This is a genomic window from Corynebacterium sp. AOP12-C2-36 (genome assembly GCF_052379185.1).
Taxonomy (GTDB): Bacteria; Actinomycetota; Actinomycetes; order Mycobacteriales; family Mycobacteriaceae; genus Corynebacterium.
Map to the genome: position 1 here is coordinate 207,969 of NZ_JBQSYJ010000004.1, position 23,754 is coordinate 231,722.

A 23,754-nucleotide genomic window follows, 5' to 3' on the forward strand; every position below is an offset into this window, starting at 1 on the left:
GGCCACCCCCAGAGCCCGTTTCCTGCCGTTGCAGATGACCAACTGGCCTGCCTATCTTCTTGGCACGCCAGCGACGAGCGGCCGGGCCCCCCGGTTCTCTCCTCGAACGCAGGTGGACGGGCATGTCCGACAACGGTGTCTCTCAGCGTCTCTAGCCGTGGACGTCCCCGCCCCACCTCACCCCGGCCGCCGCCGCTGGCTCCTCAACTCAACAGCCGTCCACGCCCTCCCCGGGCACCGCACCCCTCAACGCCCACGCCGCACCGCTCTCTCCTCTCCTCTCCAGGTGCCGCGCGTGGAAACCGCCCGGGACCTCTCCTATAAATGGTCGTCGACGGCACATGAGAACGAGAACGATCGGGCCCGCCCCCGGAATTCCCTTCCGGTGGCGGGCCCGACCGTGTGCGGGGACGGCTGCTGGATACAGGGGCGAAGATCGAGCGTGGGATGGCTGAACCCGGGGATTCAAACACCCCACGCTCGATCTTGGCCCCTCACCGCGCCACCCACCACGGCGCTGGAGCCACCACGTCCGGGGACTTGACCGCCCATCCCCTCCCCAGGGCAGAAAAAAGGGGCCCGCGGGTGGCTGAATGCCACGCGCAGGCCCCGGAAAAAGAGCGGAAAATCAGGTCACAGACCGCCGAGCAGCAGGTGAAGAAGATCGCCGACGATACCGACAAGACCAGAAACAAGACCCATGATAGTTCTCCTTATGAGGGGTTGCCCCCGGCATTCCCGAGGACTGCCTACAAATCTAGAACTACCATGTAACCGGTCAGTTTCCTGCGCGCTACGGTCCGGTTAGAACTCAGTCCGAGCAGGTCACGATCGGTGCCGGGTCGTAGACCGTGGTCGTGGTGTCCCGCGAGACCACCGCGCCGCCCAGGTCACGCACGGTCCGGGTGTCGGTCACCGTGAAACCACGCGCGCCCGAGGACGGCGAGCAGTTGTCGCCGGAGAGCTCGATGCGCTCCGGGTCGGTGAAGTTCGTGCGCTCACCGGTGTCGGAGGAGACGTCGACCTCCTTCACCCCGCGGATGTCCACGGTCAGTGAACTGGAGTCCGCACTGGCCTCGATGAGCACCGGGGTGTCGAAGGTGTTCTTGAACTGCAGGTCGATCGCGCCCTCGAAGACCGTCGCCTCGCGTCCGGCCGGGTAGCGGCTGATGTAGTAGGAGTGCGGCGTGTGCGCCACGTCCTCCATCCCGGCGAAGTAGGAGGCGTTGTAGAGGGTGGTGGCGAACTGGCTGATGCCGCCGCCGACGGCGGTGTCGGCGTGACCGTCCTGGATGATGCCGGCGTCCACGTAGCCCTGGGCCTCGCCACGCGGGCCGGTGTAGCCGTTGAGGCTGAAGGTCTCCCCGGGCAGCACCACGGCCCCGTCGACCTGCTCGGCGACACGTCGGATGTTCACCCCGGAATCGTCGGCGAAGCCGCCGGAGGTGAAGGTGCCGACCACGTCGTCGAAGCTGGCACGCTGCGCCATCTCGGTGGTGTAGGTGGCCTTCTCGTCCTCGTAGGTGACCTCGTGACGGCGCTCGTCGGTGTCGAGCAGCTTGTCCTCGACGGGGTCGAGGGTCTTCTCCCAGTCGATGGTCACCCCGTCCTGCGAGGGGGTGACCTGCACGTCGCGCCCGTTGATGTTGAAGCCGGCGTCGCGGTACTCCACCTCGGTGGAGCCGAGCTGGGCGTCGAGGATCTCCTCGGCGGCGTCGCGGTTCCAGTCCACGCGGAAGTCGCCGTCCTCGGGCACGAAGGTGACGATGCGCCCCATGTCCCCCGGACGCAGCACACCGTCGGTGTCGTCACGTCCGGCGAAGACCACGTCACCGTTGGTGACCTTGTCGACGACCTCGGTGACGGCCTCGTCGGCGGCGTCGCGCCGGACGTCGGCCTGGGTGACGTCGGCGTCGACGCTGACCTCGCGCTGGTCGTTGAGCCAGTGGTCGCGGACCTGTTCGCGCAGCTCACCGGAGTCGACGGCCTGGCCGGGCACGTCGTCGGTGATGTCGGCGGCGCCACGGTCGTCGATGGCCAGCGCGGCGTTCTCCGGGTCGCGGGTGAGGTCCTGCTCCACGCGCGTGAGGGTGTTGTCGAGCAGCTCGTCGTTGTAGGCGCTCACGGTGCCGACCTCACGCTGCTCGAAGAAGCTCATCACCCGGGTTACCGGGTTCAGCGGCTGCTGGCCGGCCTGGTCGATCGTGGCCGCCCAGTCCACCGACAGTCCCGACTTCGCGGGGTCGATGCTGGTGGACATCTCGCCGGCGGTGACCTCCACCGGGGCGCGGACGCCCTCGGCGAGCTGGTTCCTCAGCCGGGCCTCGGCCTGGTCCTTGGACATCGAGCCCACATCGACCCCGCCGACGGTCACACCGCGGGGCACGTTGCCCTCGGTCATGATCAGGTCGGTGGCGTAGAGGATCCCACCGATGCCGACGATGCCGGCGACGGTCCACACCGGCCACAGCCGACGCTTGCGCCGGTGCGTCGTGGCCTCGGGGGTGTTGTCGTTCGGGTTGCTACTGCTCACGCCCTTCACAATAACCGGAGATTATCCTGAGGCGGAACCTGAGGCGGCAAAAACCTCACCCCGGACCTCACACAGAGCACAGCCGTTCGGCGGCCTCCTCCAGCCGCGCCCGGTCGAGGTCGCCGGACTCCACGGCGGCGACGAGGCCGTCGACGGTCGCCGGGACGTCCGCCGCGGTGGACGTCAGCGGTGCGTCCGCCCCGGCGTTCAGCGCCGCGACCACGGCCTCCGGGCCGGAGTGCAGGTCGGTGATGGCCTGCATGCCGGTGAGGTCGTCGGTGAAGACGACGCCATCGAAACCGGGGCTGGAACCGGGGCCGGAACCGTCCAGCCCGTCGCGCATCGCCGTGTACGCCGCCGGGTTCAGCGAGGACGGCGTGTCCGCGCCGAGGACGTCGCCGGCGTCCAGCCCGGGGGTCTGCATGTGCCCGACCATCACGGCCACTCCGGGGATCTGCCACAGCTCGGCGAAAGGTGCGAGGTCGGCGCCCATCTCCTCGATGGGCGGGGTGGTGACGGTGCCCTCGTGGGAGTCGCCGGTGGCGTGGCCGTGACCGGGGAAGTGCTTGATCACCGGGGTCACGTCGGCGTCGAGCAGGCCGTCGACGGCGGCGCGCCCGTAGTCGGTGACGACCTGCGGGTCGTCGGAGAACGCCCGGTCACCGATGGCGTTGTCGCTGATCGACTCCCCGCCGGCGAGGTCCACCACCGGGGCGAAGTCCATGGTGATGCCCAGGTCGTGCATCTTGCGCCCGTGCTCGGCGAAGACCCCACGGACCTCCTCCGGGCTCAGGGTGTCCGCCAGTTCGCGGGCGGCCGGCAGCTCGCCGATGATCTCGCCGAGGCGTTGGACCTGGCCGCCCTCCTCGTCGACGGAGACGGTCAGCTCCCCGCCGGCGGCCGCGGCACGCTCCTTGAGTGCGGTGACGCTGCGCTCCGGGTCGCCCTGCCCGTCGAGCATGGACAGGTCGGTGGACGAGCCGATGAACATGTGGCGCACCCCGGCGTCGACGGCCGCCGCGGCGTCGTCGAAGCCGACGACACCGACGGCGAGGGTGGACGCCGCCAGCTGCGCCACGTCCTGTTCACCGTCCACGCAGGACGTCCCGGCGTCCGTACCGTCCTGCGCGTCCGGTTCCTCCGCGCCGGACGTGCCGGACGCCGCGGCGGAGGTGGGCGCCGCCGCGGTGGTCCCGGCACTGTCGGCGTCCTGCGAGGAGCACGCCGCGGTGCCGAGCGCGAGCGCGCCGGTGGCGGCGAGGGCGAGGACGGTGACTGGGGTGCGTCGGACAGCGCTCACGGGTGGGCCTCAGGCTCTCTGGATCGTCGTGGGATCGTCGGGGCGGGGGCACGGCGAAGTGTTTGCCAGGGAATTTACGGTTTCTTCACCACCGTGCCGCCATATCGCACCCCGACCGTACTACGCTCGGGGCCATGGCTAGCGAATCCAGCACAGAGACAGTCGGCACGCTCGGGTCGTTCGAGGGCGACACCGTACTCATCGCCTTCGACGGCTCCGACGAGGCCCGCGGGGCGATCGAGTACGCCGGGCGGTTCCTGTCGACCCGCAACATCTACATCCTCACCGTCTGGGAGCCGATCCACCGTCAGGCGGCCCGCACCGCCGGCATGAGCGGCATGATGCAGCACGACTGGTCCTCGGTCACCGACGACACCGAGGACCCCGCCTACTCCGACGCGGTGGCGATCTGCCGCGAGGGCGTCTCCCTCGCCGAGGCGCAGGGCTTCACCACCGAGCCCTTCCTGGTGGAGTCGGCGACGGCGATCTGGAGTGCGATCGTGGACGCCGCCCGTGAGCTCGACGTGAGCATCATCGTGGCCGGTTCCCGCGCGCTGAGCGGGTGGCGTTCGCTGCTGCAGTCCAGCGTGTCCGACAGCCTGGTCAAGCACGCCGGGCGCCCGGTGCTCATCGTCCCGCCCGTCGAGGACGAGGACGAGGACGGCACCGACACGGCGGACTCCGTCGACACGGCCTCCGACGCGGGTTCGGGCGACGCGCCGACCAGGTAGTATCATCTGGTGAATATCGCCGCCGCCCCACACGCCTCCGACCCACTGACGGGATAACCCATGCCGACCGAGACCGACTCCCAGCCCCGCCGCACGCTCGGCCCCGCCGTCGCCTCCGCCGTCGTCGGCGTCGTGCTCGGTGGTGCCGCGGCCCTGTTCGCCGGCAGCATCGCGGACTCCTCCGACCTGCCGTCGAACCAGATCGCGGTGGACGACGCGGTGATGGGCTCCATCCAGTACGGCGAGCGCCGCTAGCGGCCGCCGAACGATACAGACGATACCGACAGGTGTGACGCTCTCCCGCCGCGGCTGGGGCCTCGCCGGCCTCCTCTGGCTGGTGGTGGCCCTGCTCCAGGGACCGGGGCTGACCGTCGCCGACACCAAGCACGACCTCACGGCCGACCCGTGGGGTTTCCTCTCGCAGGCGCTGTCGCCGTGGACGGATGTCTTCCCGCTGGGCCAGCTGCAGAACCAGGCCTACGGCTACCTCTTCCCCCAGGGCCTGTTCTTCGCCCTGCTGGACCCCCTGCCCGACTGGGTGACGCAACGGCTGTGGTGGGCACTGCTGCTGTTCCTCGCCTTCGCCGGGGCACTCAAACTCCTGGAGGCCACGGCCACCGGGTCGCGCCTGTCACGCCTGGTGGCGGCGGTGCTCTTCGCGTTGAGCCCGCGCATCCTGACCACGCTGGGGGCGATCTCCTCGGAGGCGTGGACGGTGGCGCTGGTGCCGTGGATCATGCTGCCGGTGGTGCGGATCCTGGTGGCGGGCCCACGTCCGACGAGCCGGCGGGTCGCCGCCGCGGCGCTCGGCTCGGCCGTGGCGGTGCTGTGTCTGGGGGCGGTCAACGCGGTGGCCACGCTGGCCGCGGTGGTGCCGGCGGTGCTGTGGTGGCTGGCGCAGGGGGTGTTCGCCGGTGGCGCGGGGGCCGCGGTGCGCCGCCGGACGGCCTGGCGTTTCGCCGCCTGGTGGATTCCCGGCGGTGTCCTGGCCTGCTTCTGGTGGGTCGGCCCGCTGCTGATCCTGGGCCGCTACTCCCCGCCGTTCACCGACTACATCGAGGCCGCGGGACTGACCACGCACTGGTTCAACCTGGGTGAGGTGCTGCGCGGCACCACGAGCTGGACGGCGTTCCTGTCGACCGAGCGTGAGGCGGGTTTCGCGCTGGCCACCGAGGCGGTCTTCGTCGCGGCGACGCTGGCCGTGGCGCTGCTGGGGCTGGCAGGTCTGGCGCGCGGCGGCTTCGCACGCGGTGCCACCCGTACGCGTCCGATGCCCTTCGCCGGCACGTGGCTGCTGATGCTGGGCGCCGGCGTGCTGGTGTTCGGCGTGGCAGCCTCCCCGTTCTCCCCGGTCGCCGGCCCCGTCCAGAGTTTCCTGGACGGTGCGGGTGCGCCGCTGCGCAACCTGCACAAGTTCGACGCCCTGGTGCACCTGCCGTTGATCGCGGGGTTCGCCCACCTGCTCGGCGGGCTGGACGTCCCGCGTGAGCGTGCGGCGTGGCTGCGTCCGGAGCACAACCGGCCGGTGGTGGCGTGCACGACGGTGGCGCTGGTGGTGGCGGTGGCGTGCGCGCCGGCGTGGACCGGACGCCTGGTGCCGGAGGACGGTTTCCGGCAGGTCCCGGGGTACTGGCAGCAGGCCGCGGACTGGCTCAACGACCCGGCCAACGGTGCGGCGGACTCGCGCACGATGATCCTCCCGGAGGCCCGCACCGCCCGTCAGACGTGGGGCAACACCCGCGACGAGCCGGCGCAGGCGCTGCTGGACGTCCCCTGGGTGGTGCGCGACGCGGTGCCGTTGGTGCCGCCGGAGGCGATCCGTGGGTTGGACGGCCTGCAGCGCGAGGTCGTCGCCGAGGGTGCGTCCGGGGCGAACCCGGCGCTGGCGGACGCGATGGCGCAGCAGGGTGTGGGCTTCGTGCTGGTGCGCACCGACCTGGCGCGTACCGCGGACACCCCCGGTGCCCGGGCCGTCCTGCGCACGCTCACCGACTCCGCGGCGTCCGACGGTTTCAGCGAGGTCGCCGACTTCGGCGACGGAGGCGGCGGCGACGGAGGCGGCGGTGACGGCGACATCAGGATCTTCCGGGTGGACGGTACAGGCGGCACAGACGCCGCTGCGTCCGGCCCGCGTGTGGTCGACGCCGGGGACCTGGAGGTCACCGCCGGTGGGCCGGAGGTGCTGCCGCGCCTGGCGGCGGCCGACGCCGCGGCCGGACGTTCCCCGCGCGACCGGATCCTGCGCCAGGATCTGCCGGACGGTTCGGCGGACGACGAGTCGGCCGTGGACACGGTGACCGACACCCCGGCCCTGCGCGAGCACAACTACGGCAACGTCGTCGGCGCGGAGTCCGACATCCGCTCCGTCGACGACGCGCGCGACACCCGCAACCCCGCCCGCGACTACCCCACCGGCCTCGACGACTCCGAGCTCACGCAGGTCCGCGAGAGCAACGGGAGGATCACGGCGAGCTCCTCGGCGTCCGACCCGACGTCGCTCGGCGGGGCGCAGGCGTACTCCGGGCCGTCCGCCGCGGTCGACGGGGTCACCGAGACCGCGTGGCGTCCGGGCACCGGCTCGCCGATCAACCAGACGCTGACCCTCGACCTGGCCCGCCCGGTGTCGCAGATGTCGTTGGAGGCCCGCGCCGCCGGAAGCCCGGTGCGGGTGCAGGCCACCACGTACCTCGACGGGGACACCGTGGCCTCGACGACGATGCTCATCCCCGGCTACCGCGAGGCCGACGACTCCGACCGTCCGCTGGTGCTGCCCAGCGGGGAAGCCGACCGGGTGGAGCTGCGCATCGTCGGCTCGTGGGGCGATCCGGGGCTCGGGGAGATCACCCTGACCGAGATGGCCAGCGGGCAGGACGTGACGCCACGCCGCGACATCGTCGTCCCCGCCGGCGCTGCCGGTATTGATGGTGCTGGTGTTCCCGACCGGTGGGTGCTGGGCCAGGAGATCTACGAGTTCGAGCTGCGCCGCACCGTCACCGTGCCGGACGCCGGTGCGCCGGTGACCGTGCAGGTGGACTCCGACCGCTGCGCCGCCGGCGAGGACACCGTGAGCAGCATCGACGGGGTCCCGGTCGCCTGCGGGGACACCGTGCAGCTCGACGCCGGCGAGCACGAGGTCCGCAGCCGGGACCGGTGGATCGCCCTGAATAGGCAGGACGGGGCCACGACGCAGGACGCTGCGGCGTCCGGAGACAGTACAGCGTCCGGCGACCGGGTCGTGGTGACGTCCACCGCCGTCAACGACGGCCGCACCGCCGAGCTCGACGGCACTGCGCTGGACTCGGTGAAGGTGAACGGCTGGCAGCAGGGTTGGGTGGTGCCCGCCGGGCTGGCCGACGACATGAGCGATGAGGAGATCACCGCCGCTCTCGACGTGCACTTCACCGCCACCGACACCTACCAGCGCTGGTTGGGTGCCGGCCTGCTCGGGGCGCTGGTGCTGCTGCTGGGGTGGGTGGCCGCACTGTGGACGGCACGGCGGCACGGCTCCCGGGCCGGCGTCAACGGCAGCCCTGCGGCGAGCACCACGGGCGATGTCTCCATCGACGCCCCGACGGGTCGTCCGCATCCTCTGGCCCGTGGCCTTCTGGTCGGAGCCGGTGTGCTGGCGCTCTCCGCCGTACTCGGCGGTGTGGCGGGCGTGGGCGCGGCCGTGGCGACCATGGCCGTCAGTCTGGCGGGTCCTGCCCTGGTCAACCGCCTGCCAGCGTCGGGAGTGTGGCCCACTGTGCGCCGAGTCGTGCACTGGGTAAGCCGTCCGACGGCGCTGGCGATGGTGTTGGGCGGGATTGCCACGGCCCTGATGGTCCGCTCCCCGTGGGGCGGCGGTGACTACGCCGGCTACTCCTGGACGGTGCAGCTGCTGTTCCTCGCCTGCCTCACCGCCACCGCCTGCGGGCAGATCCCCGTCAAGCAGCCTCACCATCGGGGCGCGCCACCTACGTGATGGCTACTTGATAGCTACTTGATAGGTCGGATGACAAGTAGCCTCCCACCGTGACCTGCGACGACAGTTCTACTTGATAGCTACTTGATAGATCTATCAAGTAGGATCCGGAAGCGCCTACGCAGTGACGCCGCCCATCTGGAACTGCAGCGCGCTCCCACGAGCCTCTGTATCCCGACAAAGGATCAAGCCAGAACAGTCACCACCCCGCTGGTCCCGACGGCGCCACTCTCTGACCCGCCATGTCGACACCACCATGGTGTCGCCGGGGAGTGAAAAGCGACTTGTCCCAACTCCGCCAAGTACACCAGCGCAGATACCCGAGTTCATGACTCAGGCAACGACGGTTGAGCATCTCCTGCGCGGCACCCGCCATTGCCACCGTGAGCCGGCCGGTGACCCCTACCGCGCCGTTCACGCCCAAGACAGAGATCAGATCGATATAGAACTGTGATGATATTCTCCTGGCTTTTATCCCGTAGCGTTCGATACGATAACTTCAAGACTTTCACGAGGAACACTCCCGTCGAAGTCAGCCGCAGGATCTCCGCGGCGGCGGTGAGCATCACCGCAACCGCTGCCCCTCGACCTAGCAGCAATGACCCCGACCATCCCGTGACAAACGCAAGTCAACCGCGGACCGATGGATATTCCGCTCGGCAATCAGATCGCAGAATTTCCGATCCCTTAAAGAACGGGCACAATGAGTTCACTACTACTCGCACTGTTGGGTACGCTGATAACACTGTCCCCAGTGATAGTGCTCATCATCTGGAGCAGAAAGAAGAGGTCTCGACGTGATAACCCAGGCGATGTACCGAAGATGAATTTCTTCGACGACTGGGTTGGTGGACCTACTCCGCCAAGGCACTTCGAGGTAGGCCAGCCTTTTCCGGAGAAAATCGAAGAGACCCGGGAACGAGAATGATAAGATCAGCTAGACCGTCACACGACGAGACCAGGTTCCACTGGCCGGCGCAGCTTACTTAAACTGAATGTACAGTGCCCCTATTTTCGCCCCTGTTTTCGTCAATCCCCAAGCCAACCGACGGCTGGACGTGACAGGCAACATTATATTCGCTAACTAGAGAGTGTCAGATACAGCCAACGAACCGAAGCATGCTGGCGACACTGCCGCTGCCCCTCACTGAAGAAAATAAGGCAGGAATGACGAGGACCCGGACGGGCGCGACCCTTGGGTCACTTACGGTACCTACGGCGCCAGTCATGGTTCCCCTGGGGCCACAGCTCGGGGACGCCTTCGCAATGAGGCGACGACATGAATGCCCGAGCAGCTAGAGACCCCGCCCAATACCGTTTCAACTAGAAGAAATATAGGTGGAATACCAATGGAAGACCTGAAGATATGGGGGATATTCACTGTCACAGTGTATGCGATTGGAATTTTAGTCGTACTATTGATAGTCGAGAAAGCTTCGAACTGTCCGATAAGTCGACAGATTGCGGAGGCTACATTCTTCAACTTCTCGATCGCCCTCTTCATTCCTACTTTCTTCTGCATATTTACAGAAACGTCACTTCTGGCATATTTCGGTCTCAGCCTGGGTATGTTTCTGCTATTCACCCTAGCTCGTTACCACGTAAGCTTGACGGCAATTCCGCCATCGCCAAAGTATTTATGGAATGCAGAGATATTGCTTTAGAAATACATTTCCGGTAAAGTGTCTCGGTAACTCCCGAAGAATCAGTATCGCCGACCTACATATTTCGATATCCTTAAAATTTCAACCATCCACACAGGCGCATGGTTGGTTGACGCCGGAATTGAAAGAATCGGAAGTGCGACTCTCCGACAAGCATCGAGAGCTCCTCGTCGATAGTAAAATACAATCCGCCCACGCGCAGTTCCCGGAAGTACCGCATACCAACGAAAGATAGGCCGCAAACGCGGCGCCCGTCGGCGACCTAGTCGGTCACCCCGTCGGTCACCTGGTGGCCCGCCCCTGCCACCACCGGTTCACCGCCCGGCGCGCGGGGTCCTCCACCAGTGCGTAACTCAGCGCCGCCACGGGAATGGTGAGCACCACCGTCGCCACGAGCACCAGCAGCATCTCCCCCTGGAACAGTCCGATCCCCAGCAGCGGGAACACCAGCGACAACATCGCCATGTGCCACAGGAATATCGAGTACGACCACCGGCCCAACGCCTGCATCGCCGCCGAGTCCAGCACCCGCGACGCAGGCGCCACCGCCCACGGCACGATCAGGCACGCGGCGAAGACCAGGCCGTAGAAGTTGCGGCGGGCGAACTCCCCGTCCCCCGCCGTCACCAGGCCCTCCGGACCGTCCAGCGCGGCCACGAGCACCGCGAGCACCGCGAGCAGCAACCACAGCCACCGTCGCCGCGCCCAGCGGCGCACGGCGTCCACCGTCCTCACGTGGCACCCGCCCGCAGCGTCCTGCAGCCACCCCTCCAGCTCCGCGGCGAGCAGTCCCACCCCGAACCAGGACAGGAACGCCCACGGCATGATGTGCGCGTTGACTGCCGCGTCGTGCCACGCGACGAACGGCCAGACGTAGCTAAGGCAGCCCACCGCCACGATCGCCGCCACCCGCACCCGCCGGGTGCGGCGTCCCACCGCCAGCGCGAGGACCGGCATCAGCAGGTAGAAGAACATCTCCACGCACAACGACCACAGGTGCGTGAGCCCGCCGACCAGGCCGTCCGGCACGTAGTTCTGCAGCAACAGCAGGTTCGCCACCGTCGCCACCGGGCCCGGCGCCCCGCCCTCCGAGGCGACCGGGAACAGCAGCAGGACGACGACCACCGTCACCCAGTACGCCGGCAGGATCCGCCCCAGACGTTTCACGTAGTACGCCCCCCACCTGGTCTCCGCGGCGTGGCGGCGCCACAGCAGGAACCCCGACAGGGCGAAGAACACCGGGACGAAGAAGTCCAGGCGCGCCATCATGCGGTTGACCAGCCCGCCGGTGTCGTTGCCCGTCTGGAAGGCCACATGGGCGACGATGATCCCCAACGCGGCGACCGCGCGCATCCCCTCCAGGGCGGGGAGGAAGGATTTCCGGGACCGGATCGACTGGCTCATCGCCGATCAGGTTACCGTGGACAGGACGGCCCGCGCGCCCGTCCCGTCGGTGAACCCCCGTCACCGGCGCCGGATTCCTGGCGTGTCCCTCCACGACGCCGTAGTTTCAGGAGGTAAAGTAGCTGTGGATTCCCCGCTCGTTGACGTACACCAGGACAGGAACCAGACCCCCATGAAGAAGGTCTTCTCCCACCTCGCCATCATCCTCGGCGCCGCTCTGCTGGTCATCGCGCTGGCACAGCCGCTCTACGTCCTGCCGAAGGGCAAGGTCATCCCGAAGGACATCGAGTCGGCGACGGTCACGAAGGTCGCCCCGGGGATCCTGACCGACGCCGCCGCGCTCGCCGCCGACGAACCGGTGGCCGGCAAGGAGTCGCTGCCGGAGTGCCGGGGCGAGAACAAGGTCGTGAGCTGCTTCATCTGGCCGGAGACGGACATCCAGTCCCAGCGTTTCGTGCGCGCCCAGGATCCCACCGACGACAAGGAGGTCACCCTCGAGGCCGGTGGCACCGTGTACCAGGCGGACCTGCCGGAGCCGGACAACCTGCTGTCCGCCGAGATCGACCGCGTGACCCTGGACCGCGAGAGCGCCTACCCGGTCGACGAGCCCACCTCGTCGCTGAACATCACCGCGCCCGGGGTGGACGGCGGCAACGTCAACGAGGACGTCCCCCAGTTCACCCGCACCGGACTGCAGTTCCAGTTCCCCTTCAACACCGAGAAGAAGGCCTACCCCTACTTCGACCACCGGCTGATGGAGACCAACGACATCGACTTCGTCGACCAGGAGAAGATGGACGGCGAGACGGTCTACCGTTTCGAGCAGCAGATCGGCCCGTCGGAGATGTACCCGAACGTGGAGGCGATGCTCAAGGGCGACGGAGAGCTCAGCGCCGCGGACCAGCAGTCCCTCGGATCGCTGAAGCTGTCCTTCCCCGCCGCGAAGTGGGGCCTGACCCCCGACGAGGTCGACGGGTGGGACCCCGAGGACACCGAGAACACCGAGGGTTCAGAGGACGCTGCGGCGTCCAATGACGACGACGAGGACGCTGCTGAAGGCGAGGACGCCGACCTCGGCCCGGAGGTCGAGATGAGCCGCTACTACACCGTGGACCGCACCCTGCGCGTGCAGCCGGACACCGGTGTGATCGTGCACGGTGCCGAGGAGGTGTGGATGTACTACGCCCGCGACGACGCCGAGGCCGAGGAGATGGCCCAGCCGGAGAACCGCGAGCGTGAGCTGGCGAACCCGACCCGTACCGCCATGTACTACCCCGGCGAGTTCAACGACGAGACCCACGAGAACCAGATGAACCGCGCGAAGGACGGCCTGCGCTCGATGGACCTCATCGGCACCTACATCCCGTGGGGTGCGGGCATCATCGGCGTGATCCTGCTCGTCGTCGGGATCATCCTCGCCCGTTCGTCGGGCCGCCACCGCGGCTGACATTCCCGCCCCGGCACCACCGGGGCGACCGGGGTCGATAGGGGTCACCGGGCCCGGCCCCTAGAATCAGGACGATGACCACCCCGGCACCCACCCAGCCACCGCGTCCGGCGTCGCGCCGCGCACGGTGGCTGCTGCCGTTGTGGTGCGCGGTGCTGACGTGCGCGGTCCTCTGGCCCTTCCTGCTGACCCAGCTCAACCAGCTCGGTGCAGACGCCGCCGGCGCACCGTCGCTGGTGCTGCGCGACATGGTCGTACCCCACACCATGGTGCTGAACGACCTCGCCACCGGACGCGACGGCCTGCCGCGCGCCGTCCCCCAGGACACCGTCCTGGCCTGGTTGTCGCCGCTGATCCCCCCGCCGGTGACGGTCAGCGTGCTGATGCTCGCCGCCGGCTGGGTCGGTGCGCTGGGCGCCGCCGCCCTCGCCCGGCACGTCGGGGGCACCCGTGCGGCCGTGGCGATCGCCCCGGCGATGACCCTGTGGAGCCCCTTCGTCGCCGAGCGGCTGCTGCAGGGGCACTGGTCGGTGGTGGCCGCCGGTATGCTGCTGCCCACGGTCGCCCTCACCGCGATGCGTGGCACGCGTGGCTCACTGCCCGCCCTCGTGCTCCTCATGGCCGTGTGCGCACTCACCCCGACGGGGCTGGTGCTCGCGGCGGTGACGGCGCTGGTGGCGTCCGGCGGCCTGCGCCGCATGGCGGTGGTCGCCGGCACTGCGGTGGTGCTCGCCCTGCCGTGGGTCGTCCCCACCCTGCTCAACGCCGGGGCCTCGGCGGCACGGTCGGACGCCGCGGGTGCGGCGCTGTTCGCCGCGCGCGCCGAACCCGGGGTGGGGACGCTCGGGGCGCTGGCGGGGCTCGGCGGCATCTGGAACGCCGAGGCAGTCCCCGCCTCCCGCGAGGCCCTCGCCCCGCTGAGCACCGGCGCCGGGGTGGTCCTCGCCGTCGCCGCCTGCGTCGTCGCCGGTGTACTGGTCCGACGCCGCACGCTGCGCTGCGTCCCGCTGGTGTGCCTGGCAGGCCTCGCCGTGCTGCTGCCCGCGGTCGCGGCCACTCCCCCGGGCGTGGCGGTGCTCGGCTGGTTCGTCGAGAACCTCCCCGGTGCGGGCCTGGTGCGCGACACCCAGAAGTTCGTGGTCCTCGCCCTGCCCGGGGCGGTGGTGCTGCTGGCCTGCGGGCTGCGCCCGACTCGTCGGGGCACGTGGGCAGGCCTGGGAGTCCTGCTGCTGGTGTGGGCGGGCGTGCCCGCCCTGCCGCGCGACGTCGCCGACGTCGCCCCCGTGCAGCTGGACGCCGCCTACGCCGAGGCGTCCGACGAGGTCGCGCGCTGGCAAGAAGAGAACGGGGGGACGGCGCGGACGATGCTGTGGCCGCCGGGCAGTTACCGCATGGTCGCGGGGCGTCCGGCGTTGGATCCGGCACTGAAGATGGTGCCCGGCGCGCCTGTCGACCCCGGGTACCTGATCGTGGACGGCCAACTCGTCGACGGGGACCCGGACACCGTGGCCACTCTCACCGAGTTGGCGTCCGGCGAGGACCGGCTCGCCGAGCGGGGCGTGGACCTGGTGCTGGTGCAGGACGGCGGGGATTCCGACGCCGCCGACGGGGCGGACGCTGTGCTGGGGCAGCACCGCGAGATCTGGGCGTCCGACGGGTGGCGGCTGTACGAGGTGACGGAGTAGCTACCTCAGCGGACCGCGGGTCACTCCAGCTCGATCTTGCGGTTCCAGGAGTAGTAGGTGCGCCACAGGCAGACCAGCATGAGGATCGCCATCGGCGGGACGAAGCCGAGCGGCATCGCGGAGTCGTAGGGACCGGAGACGCCCGGGGTGGTGTCGATCTCGTCGAGCAGGCTGTAGCTGCCCAGCGTCCAGCCCGACGCGTCGCCGCTGAGGCCCACCGGGATGGCGAAAAGTCCGATCAGGGCCACGACCTGGGCGACCATGCCCAGCAGGAAGAACACCAGCACCGGGCCGCCGGGGCCGAGGGTCTGCAGCCACCGCTCCTTGCCGACCGAGATCGAGAAGTAGTACTGCACCGGTGCGGAGAGCATGGCCAGGTAACCGGCCACGATCACCCCGATGATCAGCCAGGCCGGCACGCCGGAGTCGCCGAGGGCCGTCCAGAACTCGTCCAGCATCTCGCCGAGGCCGGTGATCTGCGGGTCACGAACGGAGAACCCGGTGTAGAGCACGCAGCCGAGCAGGACAGTGACGACCAGACTGACGGTGCTCACCAGCGCCGCCCACAGCAGCTTCACCGTGAGGATCCGGCTGCCCTTCACCGGCAGCGTCTGGGTGAGGTAGCCGGTCGCGCCGTAGCTGGAACGCCAGTAGTCCACGGCCAGCACGATCTGCATCACCGGGGTGAAGACCATGACGAGCATCATGCCGACGGCCGCGGCCAGGGGTCCGAAGAGGGTCCAGTCCAGCCATGTCAGCACCGAGCAGAGCAGCACGCCGAGGGTGGCAAGGCCGGTGGTGACGCCGAGCAGCGAGCGGGTGCGCAGCCACTCGTAACGGAAGAGGGTCGAGGTGGGGGTTGTCGGGGTCGGGGTTGTCGGGGTTACAGTGCTCATCGGTACTCCTCCCGGAAGATGCCGTCCAGGCTGGTGCCGTGGTGTGCGCGCAGGTCGTCGGCACTGCCCTGGAGCAGCACATGTCCGTAGCGCATCATCACCACCGCGTCGAGCATCGGCTCGAGGTCGTGGACGAGGTGTGTGGAGATCAGCAGCAGCGAGTCCGGCGAGAGGTTCGCCATGATGCTCCTGAGGATCGAGTCGCGGGCGGAGGGGTCCACCCCGGAGATCGGTTCGTCGAGCAGGTAGACCGGAACCCGGCGCGACATGGCGATCGCGACCTGCACCTCCTCCCGCATGCCCTTCGAGAGCTGTTTGATGCGCAGTTCCTCGTCGATGCCGAAGTCGGCGATCATCGCGCGGGCCTTGTCGGTGTCGAAGTCGGCGAAGTAGTCCGACCACATCCGCAGGCAGAAGCTGACCCTGTGGGACGGGGAGAGGAAGCCGGCGTCCGGCAGGAAGGAGACCAGCGCCTTCGACTCCGGTCCGGGTGCGTGGCCGGCCACGGCGACGTCCCCGTCGTAGCCGGCGAGCACGCCGGCCAGGGTCTTGAGCAGGGTGGTCTTGCCGCAGCCGTTCTCGCCGAGCAGGCCCACGATCTGCCCCGGGTTCAGGTCCAGGTCCACGCCGGTGAGCGCGACCCGCTTGCCGTAGGTCTTGCCGAGCCCACGGGTTCGGACGAGTGGTTGGTTAATTGTGTCGTTCACGGTCACTCCTCGTGTCCTGTCCACCTCGTGGTGACGAGGTGTGTCGCTTGGTCCCAGTCCAGTCCGAGGCCGCGGACGCGTCGGACGAAGTCGTCGACGGCGCCGTCGGCGAGCGCCTGGCGCTCGTCGTCGATGCGTCCTGCGTCGTCGGTGACGAAACGTCCTGCGGTGCGCTCGGTGCGGCACAGCCCGGTGCGTTCGAGTTCGGCCAGCGAGCGCTGGACGGTGTTGGGGTTGACCCCGAGTTCGGCCGCCAGCTCGCGGACGCCGGGGAGACGTTCCCCCGGGGTCCATGCGCCGGTGACGATGCGCCGCGAGAACTCCTGGAGCAGCTGGTTCCAGATCGGGGACGAGTTGTCGAACTCCACGGCCACCTCCTCACGTGTCCCACAGGCGACACTCCATTGTCCGCCTGTATTAGGTATCTAGTACAGTGACACGGTGAAGCGTTTTTGTCAACGGTCCCCCGTGCCGGAGTTTGGGGCCACGAACTCCGGAAAACGTGCTTTAGCACTCTGTGACCTGCCGCTAAAGTCACTGCCCGACGCACGGCGCACCGCCGGCGTCACCCTGTGTGAAGGGGAGTAGTTCCCGGTCGCCCGCGACCGGAGGTGTGTCGACACACCGGCCGTCCCGCTCGGCCCGGCGCACCACCTGTGCAGCAGCCGTTGACAGGCGAACGAGACCTTCGGCCCAGCCCCGTGCCCGAACCACCGGAACCGCCGAAGAAGAGGTCCCTCCCCCATGACAACCACCCAGCTCCTGCTCATCGCCCTGGGCGTCTCCGCCGACGCCTTCGCCGTATCCGTCGTCCAGGGCACCACCATCCGCGAACACGTGATGCGCCGCATCCTGCTGCTCTCCGTGGTCTTCGGTGTCTTCCAGGCGGTCATGCCGCTGATCGGCTGGGCGGTGGGGTCCTCGGTCGCCGGGTTCGTCGAGAGCATCGACCACTGGATCGCCTTCGCCATGCTCGCCGGCATCGGCACGAAGATGATCGTCGACACCGTCCGCGAGGGACGCGGGGACGGCAGCGGTGGTGGTGAGGGCACCGCGCCCGCCACGTCCTTCACCGTGCGCGCCGTGCTCACCCTCGGCGTCGCGACCAGCATCGACGCCCTCGCCGTGGGCATCGGCTTCGCGCTGGTGCCGATCAACATCCTGGTCGCCGTGGGCCTGATCGGGGCGACGACGTTCCTGGCGTCCCTCGCCGGCGGCTGGCTCGGCCACCACGGCGGACGCCGACTGGGACGTCCGGCGACGTTCATCGGCGGGCTCGTGCTCATCGGGATCGGCGCGTCGATCCTCGTCGAGCACCTCACCGCCTGAGAGGCCGCCTGCCTCACCCCATGTCATCTGACTCATGCCCCAGGTCGAAGAATGGCCATTTTCCGGCCTGGGGCATGACTCAGCTGACGAGTTCCCCGAGCAACTCCTCCCAGCGGGCACCCGTGCGCCCCCAGGAGAACGTCCCGGCGCGGAGCCGCGCATTCTCCCCCAGCTCGGCGAGCAGGGCGGGGTCGTCGAGCAGGTGCCCGAGGGTGTTTATCAGCCCACCTTCCGAGTCCACGAGCACGCCCGTCGCCCGCGGGCCGTCCGCGACCACACTGTCGCGCAGCCCGGCAGACGTGCTGTACCCCAGTGTGGGCACGCCGTGCAGGCCCGCCTCGATGACCGCCAGTCCCCAGCCCTCCTTGCGGCTCGGCAGGATGTGCAGAGCCGCCCGCGCCAGGATCCGGTGCTTGGCCTCCTCGGAGACGTGCCCGTGGAACACCACGTGCCCGGAGACCCCCAGGTCGTCGGCGTGACGCCGCAACTTCTCCGACCACCACCCGTCGCCGATGACGTCCAGGACGGTGTCCGGGTGGGCGGGCAGGACGGCGGCCAGGGCGTCCAACGCATGCTCGAGCTGCTTGTGCGGCACCAGCCGCGACAGGGTGACCAGGTGGATCGGTTCGTCCGGCGCGCGGCCCTGGGCGCTCCTGTCGAGGTCCCCGAGGTCCGGCGGGACGTCCACCCCGTTGCGGATCACCCGGATGCGCGCGCGGTCCACGCCCAGCTCCACGAGCTCCTCCGCGCTCGGCTCCGACACCGTCACATACGGTGACCTGCGGTGCAGCCAGGGCGAGAGTCGCGACTCGATGAACCAGCCCACCCGGGAGAGCACGGGGCCGGCGACGGGCCACTGCTCGCGGTGGCAGTGGTGGGTGAGCAGCACCGTGGGCACGTCCTTGCCCACCAGGGCGCGGGCGAGGAAGGGCACACCGTTCTGGGTGTCGACGACAATGTCCGGGCGGTCCGGGCGGTCTGAGTGGTTCGTACCCCACGGCAGCCGGGCATGCAGCATGTACCACCAGGCCCGCGGGTACACGGTGAAACTCCCACCACCGCGCAGGTAGGTCACCCCGTTGCGCCGCTCACGCGCGGCGGAGCTCGGGTAGCGGGCCGTGCGGAACGTGACCTCGTGCCCCCGGCCCACGAGATACTCGGCGACGTGCTCGAGGTAGACCTCGCTGCCACCGCCCTCGGGGTGGCGGGAGTCGCGCCAGCACAGCAACAGAACCTTCATGACCGTTCTCACGATACAGGCCGCGCGGCGCCCACCACCGTCTGCTGCGGCCCTCGGCGCCCACCTTGAGCCCTCAGGTCGCTCCGAGGCCCCGTCAGCGACCTGTACCCTCAAGGTCACGATGCCGAAGCCCCCCGATCACGCCGTACCTCCCACGCTGCGCCCGTTGCGTCGCCACGCCACGCTGCGCCGGTCCCTCGGCCTGCTCGGCGACTTCCGCTTCGAGCAGAGCGACCCGGACCGTTTCTACGGGCGCCTCGCCGAGGACACCGTCCGGCTGATCGGTGACCTGCAGGACGGCGCGACCGGAGAGTCGCTCGCCGGGTGCCGCATCCTCGACGTCGGCGGCGGGCCGGGCTACTTCGGACGCGCCTTCGCCGCGGCCGGCGTGGCGTCCGGCGACTACGTGACCTGTGAGCCGGACGTCGGGGAGATGGCAGCGGCGGGCATCCGGCTGCGGTCCTCGGTGCGTGGTTCGGGCATGGACCTGCCGTTCGCCGACGACGTCTTCGACGTCACCTACTCCTCCAACGTCGCCGAACACGTGTCCGAGCCGTGGCGCATGGCGGACGAGATGCTGCGCGTCACCCGGCCGGGCGGGCTGATGATCTTCTCCTACACCTGCTGGCTGGGGCCGTTCGGCGGCCACGAGACGGGCCTGTGGGAGCACTACGTGGGCGGGGAGTTCGCGGCCGGACGCTACGAGCGTCGCCACGGTCACCCGCCGAAGAACCGCTGGGGCGAGAGCCTGTTCGACGTGTCGTGCGCCGACGGGCTGCGCTACGCCGCGCGGGCGCAGGACGCCGAACTCCTCGCCGCGTTTCCCCGCTACCACCCGTGGTGGGCGTGGTGGATGGTGCGCGTCCCCTGGTTGCGCGAGGTGGCGGTGTCGAACCTGGTACTGGTGATGCGGCGGCGGTGAGGCCGAACCCCGTCCCCTCACGCCACCTCACGCCACCCGTAGCTTGACGATACAAAAGCGCAGGAAGACAGCACCCCCGACCTCACCGGAATGCCACGCGCAACCAGATATGACGATAGAGTGATCGGCGACACATGTTGCACACCGATGTCGTCGCACCAACAAGTGAGGCAAGTGAGGACCGTCATGACGAACACCAGCATCCCCGAGGCTTTCATCTACGAAGCCGTCCGAACCCCGCGTGGTAAAGGCAAGCCCGGTGGCAGCCTCCACACCGTGAAACCCGTTGACCTGCTCAGCGGCCTTATCACCGAGATCCTCGAGCGCAACCCGGGCCTGGACCCGGCCGCGGTGGGCGACGTCATCTCCGGCGTCGTCACCCCGGTCGGCGACCAGGGCATGGACATCGCCCGCACCGCGGCCCTCAACGCCGGCCTGCCGTACTCGGCGACGGGACTGCAGGTCAACCGCTACTGCGCCTCCGGCCTCACCGCCCTGAACCTGGGTGCGATGAAGGTCCGCTCCGGCTGGGACGACCTCGTCCTCGCCGGTGGCGTGGAGTCGATGTCGCGCGTGCCGATGGGTTCCGACGGCGGCGCGCTGGCCATGGACCCGGAGACCTCCTTCGCCAACGACTTCATCCCGCAGGGCATCTCCGCCGACCTCATCGCCACGCTCGACGGCGTCGACCGCGAGCAGCTCGACGCCTACGCCTCACGCTCCCACGAGCGCGCCGCGACGGCGTGGCAGGAAGGACGCTTCGACGGCTCCGTCGTCCCGGTCAAGGACCGCAACGGCGTGACGCTGCTGGACCGCGACGAGACGATCCGCCCCGGCACCACCCCGGAGAAGCTCGCCGGCCTGCGTCCGGCCTTCGCCGGCATCGGCGATCAGGGCGGCTTCGACGCCGTCGCGCTGACCAAGTACCCGCAGGTCGAGGCCATCAACCACGTGCACCACGGCGGCAACTCCTCGGGCATCGTCGACGGCGCCTCGCTGCTGATGATCGGTTCCGAGGCCGCCGGCCAGAAGAACGGGCTGACCCCGCGTGCCCGCGTCGTCGCCGCGGTGACCACCGGTGTGGAGCCCACGATCATGCTCACCGCCCCGGCACCGGCCGCCCGCGCCGCCCTGGAGCAGGCCGGCCTCACCGCCGACGACATCGACGTCTGGGAGATCAACGAGGCGTTCTCCTCCGTCGTCCTGCGCGCGCAGCGTGACCTGAACATCCCGGACGAGAAGCTCAACATCAACGGCGGCGCCATCGCCATGGGCCACCCGCTGGGCGCCACCGGTGCGATGATCACCGGCACCGCCGTCGACGAGCTGCACCGCACGGGCGGACGCTACGCCCTGATCACCCTCTGCGTCGCCGCAGGCATGGGTGTGGCCACCATCATCGAACGCGTCTAGACCACCGCCGAACACCGAACTTCTGTAGGAGAACAACTCATGAGCGACAACATCATCGCCTGGGAGACCGACGGCAACGGCGTGGTCACCCTCACCATCGACGACCCCAACTCCCCCGTCAACACCATGAACACCGCCTTCGAGGCCTCCCTGACGGAGACCGCGGAGAAGCTGCGCGCCGGTGTCGAGGCCGGCGAGGTCACCGGTGTGGTCGTCACCAGCGCGAAGAAGACCTTCTTCGCCGGCGGCGACATCAAGTCCATGATCACCGCCACCCCGGCCGACGCGGAGGCGCTCACCACCTCCATCGACCGGATGAAGGCCGACATGCGCAGCATCGAGACCCTCGGGGTCCCGGTCGTCGCCGCGCTCAACGGCACCGCCCTCGGCGGCGGCCTGGAGATCGCCCTGGCCACCCACCACCGCATCGCCGCGGACACCAGGGGCGCCAAGTTCGGCCTGCCCGAGGTCACCCTCGGCCTGCTGCCCGGTGGCGGCGGCGTGGCACGCGTGACCCGCATGCTCGGCATCCAGGACGCACTGATGAAGGTGCTGACCACCGGACGCCAGTTCAACGCCGACGCCGCCAAGGACGCCGGCCTCATCGACGAGGTCGTCGCCGCCGACGGACTCATCGACGCCGCGAAGGCGTGGATCGCCTCCAAGCCCGAGGCGTCCCAGCCCTGGGACCGCAAGGGCTACCGCATGCCCGGCGGCACCCCGACCACCCCGGCGCTGGCCGCGATGCTGCCCAGCTTCCCCGCCAACGTCACCAAGCAGATCAAGGGCGCGCCGATGCCCGCCCCGCAGGCGATCCTCTCCGCCGCGGTCGAGGGTGCCCAGCTCAAGCGCTTCGAGGACGCCACGGCCGTGGAGACCCGCTGGTTCGTCTCCCTGGTCACCGGCCCCACCTCGAAGAACATGATGCAGGCCTTCTTCTTCGACCTCAACCACTGCAACGGCGGCGGCTCGCGCCCCCTGCAGGCCGACGGCACCCCGTACCCCAAGACCGAGTTCCGCAAGGTCGGCGTCATCGGCGCCGGCATGATGGGTGCCGGCATCGCCTACGTGGCGGCGAAGGCCGGCATCGAGGTCGTCCTCAAGGACATCTCCGAGGAGAACGCACAGAAGGGCAAGGCCTACTCCGAGGGCCTGGAGGCCAAGGCCCTCAAGCGTGGCAAGACCACCGAGGAGAAGTCCGCCGCCCTGCTCGGCCGCATCACCCCCACCGCCGACTACGCCGACCTGTCGGACGTGGACCTGGTCATCGAGGCCGTCTTCGAGAACACCGAGCTCAAGCACAAGGTCTTCGCCGAGATCGAGGCCGCCGTGCCGTCCACCGCCGTGCTGGGCTCCAACACCTCGACCCTGCCGATCACCGGCCTGGCCGAGGGCGTGGACCGCCCGAACGACTTCATCGGCCTGCACTTCTTCTCCCCCGTGGACAAGATGCCGCTCATCGAGATCATCTCCGGCGAGAAGACCGACCCGGCCATCCTGGCCAAGGCCCTGGACTTCTCCCGCCAGATCCGCAAGACCCCGATCGTGGTCAACGACTCCCGCGGCTTCTTCACCTCCCGCGTGATCGGCACCGTGCTCAACGAGGCGATGCGCATGCTCGTCGAGGGCGTGGACCCGGCCGTCATCGAGGCCGCCGGACGCCAGGCCGGCTACCCCGCCCCGCAGCTGCAGCTGCAGGACGAGCTGAACCTGAAGCTTGCCCGCAAGATCGGTGCGGAGACCACCGCCGCCGCCGAGGCCGCCGGCGTCACCGTCGACGACGGCGGGGTCAACGCCCTGGTGGACGCCATGCTCGACGAGTTCGAGCGCCCCGGCAAGCTCGAGGGCAAGGGCTTCTACGAGTACGACGAGAACGGCCGCCGCACCGGCCTGTGGGCCGGGCTGCGCGGCGAGCTCCGCGAGAAGCTCGGTGTGACGCCGGTGGACGTTCCGGACGGCGAGGCGGCCACCGCCGGTGCCGACCTGAACTCCACCGCAACGTCCGGCACCTCCGGCGTCCCCACGCTCAACGACCTCATCGAGCGCATGCTGTTCATCGAGGCCCTGGAGACCCAGCGCTGCGTGGACGAGAACGTGCTGACCTCGGACGCGGACGCCAACATCGGCTCCATCCTGGGCATCGGCTACCCGGCCTGGACGGGCGGTTCCCGCCAGTTCATCACCAACTACGCCCGCCCGGCGGCCGCCGCACTGCCGTCCGACGCCGGCGAGGACTACCCCACCAGCGGTGTGGCCGGCTTCGTCGCCCGCGCCGAGGAGCTCGCCGCCGCCTACGGTGAGCGCTTCGCTCCGGTGGCGTCGCTGAAGGGCTAGTTTTCGCGAGGGCAGCAGGAACCGCAGGAACAGTGACGACGGTTTCCGTCCGGCATTCCGGTCGAAGTGAACACTTCGCAGTGGATGCCCGACGGAAACCGTCGTTCTGCAATCCGACGACACGTCCCGGGAAAGCGGCTATATTGACGGTCAACCGGTTTCACCCCCATCCGTCCGGAAGGCCA

17 protein-coding genes are annotated in these 23,754 nt (G+C 69.2%); 10 read left to right on the forward strand and 7 right to left on the reverse strand.

From position 1 onward, the window contains the following. Positions 1–811: 811 nt before the first annotated feature. Both ACT3UN_RS05180 and ACT3UN_RS05185 read right to left on the reverse strand, forming a co-directional pair. Entirely contained in the window at positions 812–2,401 is a 1,590-nt protein-coding gene (locus ACT3UN_RS05180; RefSeq protein WP_301442586.1) for a VanW family protein, read from the reverse strand. Positions 2,402–2,600: 199 nt separating this feature from the next. After that, positions 2,601–3,833, reverse strand: coding sequence for a glycoside hydrolase family 3 N-terminal domain-containing protein (locus ACT3UN_RS05185; protein WP_301442585.1), 1,233 nt, complete (start codon positions 3,831–3,833; stop codon positions 2,601–2,603). 134 nt (positions 3,834–3,967) lie between these two features. On the opposite strand from ACT3UN_RS05185, the gene ACT3UN_RS05190 reads away from it, so the two are divergent. The 4 genes from ACT3UN_RS05190 (at position 3,968) to ACT3UN_RS05205 (ending at position 10,192) form a co-directional block, all read left to right on the forward strand. Next, positions 3,968–4,564 (forward strand): universal stress protein, encoded by a 597-nt coding sequence (locus ACT3UN_RS05190; RefSeq protein ID WP_444656615.1) that lies wholly within the window; start codon positions 3,968–3,970, stop codon positions 4,562–4,564. 60 nt (positions 4,565–4,624) lie between these two features. Beyond that, positions 4,625–4,819 carry a DUF2613 domain-containing protein gene (locus ACT3UN_RS05195; protein ID WP_301442583.1) on the forward strand — a complete coding sequence of 65 codons (195 nt, stop codon included), beginning with the start codon at positions 4,625–4,627 and terminating at the stop codon, positions 4,817–4,819. Between the two features lie 34 nt (positions 4,820–4,853). Beyond that, on the forward strand, positions 4,854–8,528 hold the full coding sequence (locus ACT3UN_RS05200; RefSeq protein ID WP_444656617.1) for an alpha-(1->3)-arabinofuranosyltransferase domain-containing protein: 3,675 nt from the start codon (positions 4,854–4,856) through the stop codon (positions 8,526–8,528). Between the two features lie 1,283 nt (positions 8,529–9,811). Next, positions 9,812–10,192 carry a hypothetical protein gene (locus tag ACT3UN_RS05205; protein WP_441582477.1) on the forward strand — a complete coding sequence of 127 codons (381 nt, stop codon included), beginning with the start codon at positions 9,812–9,814 and terminating at the stop codon, positions 10,190–10,192. Between the two features lie 282 nt (positions 10,193–10,474). On the opposite strand, the gene ACT3UN_RS05210 is transcribed toward ACT3UN_RS05205, so the two are convergent. Beyond that, on the reverse strand, positions 10,475–11,596 hold the full coding sequence (locus tag ACT3UN_RS05210) for an acyltransferase family protein (protein ID WP_444656619.1): 1,122 nt from the start codon (positions 11,594–11,596) through the stop codon (positions 10,475–10,477). Positions 11,597–11,768: 172 nt separating this feature from the next. On the opposite strand from ACT3UN_RS05210, the gene ACT3UN_RS05215 reads away from it, so the two are divergent. Beyond that, positions 11,769–13,043 (forward strand): DUF3068 domain-containing protein, encoded by a 1,275-nt coding sequence (locus tag ACT3UN_RS05215; protein WP_444656621.1) that lies wholly within the window; start codon positions 11,769–11,771, stop codon positions 13,041–13,043. A gap of 74 nt (positions 13,044–13,117) precedes the next feature. Continuing rightward, positions 13,118–14,728, forward strand: a complete 1,611-nt coding sequence (locus ACT3UN_RS05220) for a hypothetical protein (RefSeq protein WP_444656623.1) — start codon at positions 13,118–13,120, stop codon at positions 14,726–14,728. A gap of 20 nt (positions 14,729–14,748) precedes the next feature. On the opposite strand, the gene ACT3UN_RS05225 is transcribed toward ACT3UN_RS05220, so the two are convergent. The 3 genes from ACT3UN_RS05225 to ACT3UN_RS05235 are packed head-to-tail and all read right to left on the reverse strand — an operon-like array spanning position 14,749 to position 16,699. Further along, positions 14,749–15,624 (reverse strand): hypothetical protein, encoded by an 876-nt coding sequence (locus ACT3UN_RS05225; protein ID WP_441582476.1) that lies wholly within the window; start codon positions 15,622–15,624, stop codon positions 14,749–14,751. Next, the gene (locus ACT3UN_RS05230) at positions 15,621–16,331 is read right to left on the reverse strand and encodes an ATP-binding cassette domain-containing protein (protein WP_441579627.1); all 711 of its coding nucleotides are present in this window, start codon (positions 16,329–16,331) and stop codon (positions 15,621–15,623) included. The genes ACT3UN_RS05225 and ACT3UN_RS05230 overlap by 4 nt, the downstream gene beginning before the upstream one ends. 2 nt (positions 16,332–16,333) lie before the next feature. Beyond that, positions 16,334–16,699, reverse strand: coding sequence for a GntR family transcriptional regulator (locus ACT3UN_RS05235; RefSeq protein ID WP_444656628.1), 366 nt, complete (start codon positions 16,697–16,699; stop codon positions 16,334–16,336). Between the two features lie 376 nt (positions 16,700–17,075). On the opposite strand from ACT3UN_RS05235, the gene ACT3UN_RS05240 reads away from it, so the two are divergent. Then, on the forward strand, positions 17,076–17,660 hold the full coding sequence (locus ACT3UN_RS05240; RefSeq protein ID WP_301443473.1) for a manganese efflux pump MntP: 585 nt from the start codon (positions 17,076–17,078) through the stop codon (positions 17,658–17,660). A gap of 79 nt (positions 17,661–17,739) precedes the next feature. Here ACT3UN_RS05240 and ACT3UN_RS05245 read toward each other — a convergent pair whose 3' ends face one another. Next, entirely contained in the window at positions 17,740–18,900 is a 1,161-nt protein-coding gene (locus ACT3UN_RS05245) for a glycosyltransferase family 4 protein (protein WP_444656630.1), read from the reverse strand. Between the two features lie 121 nt (positions 18,901–19,021). Here ACT3UN_RS05245 and ACT3UN_RS05250 point away from each other — a divergent pair, with 121 nt between their 5' ends. From ACT3UN_RS05250 to ACT3UN_RS05260, 3 genes are all read left to right on the forward strand, one after another. Next, positions 19,022–19,822, forward strand: a complete 801-nt coding sequence (locus tag ACT3UN_RS05250; RefSeq protein ID WP_301443475.1) for a class I SAM-dependent methyltransferase — start codon at positions 19,022–19,024, stop codon at positions 19,820–19,822. A 186-nt stretch (positions 19,823–20,008) separates the two neighbouring features. Then, positions 20,009–21,235, forward strand: a complete 1,227-nt coding sequence (locus ACT3UN_RS05255; RefSeq protein WP_301443476.1) for an acetyl-CoA C-acetyltransferase — start codon at positions 20,009–20,011, stop codon at positions 21,233–21,235. A 39-nt stretch (positions 21,236–21,274) separates the two neighbouring features. Continuing rightward, positions 21,275–23,569 (forward strand): 3-hydroxyacyl-CoA dehydrogenase NAD-binding domain-containing protein, encoded by a 2,295-nt coding sequence (locus ACT3UN_RS05260; RefSeq protein WP_444656632.1) that lies wholly within the window; start codon positions 21,275–21,277, stop codon positions 23,567–23,569. The last annotated feature ends 185 nt before the right edge of the window (positions 23,570–23,754 follow it).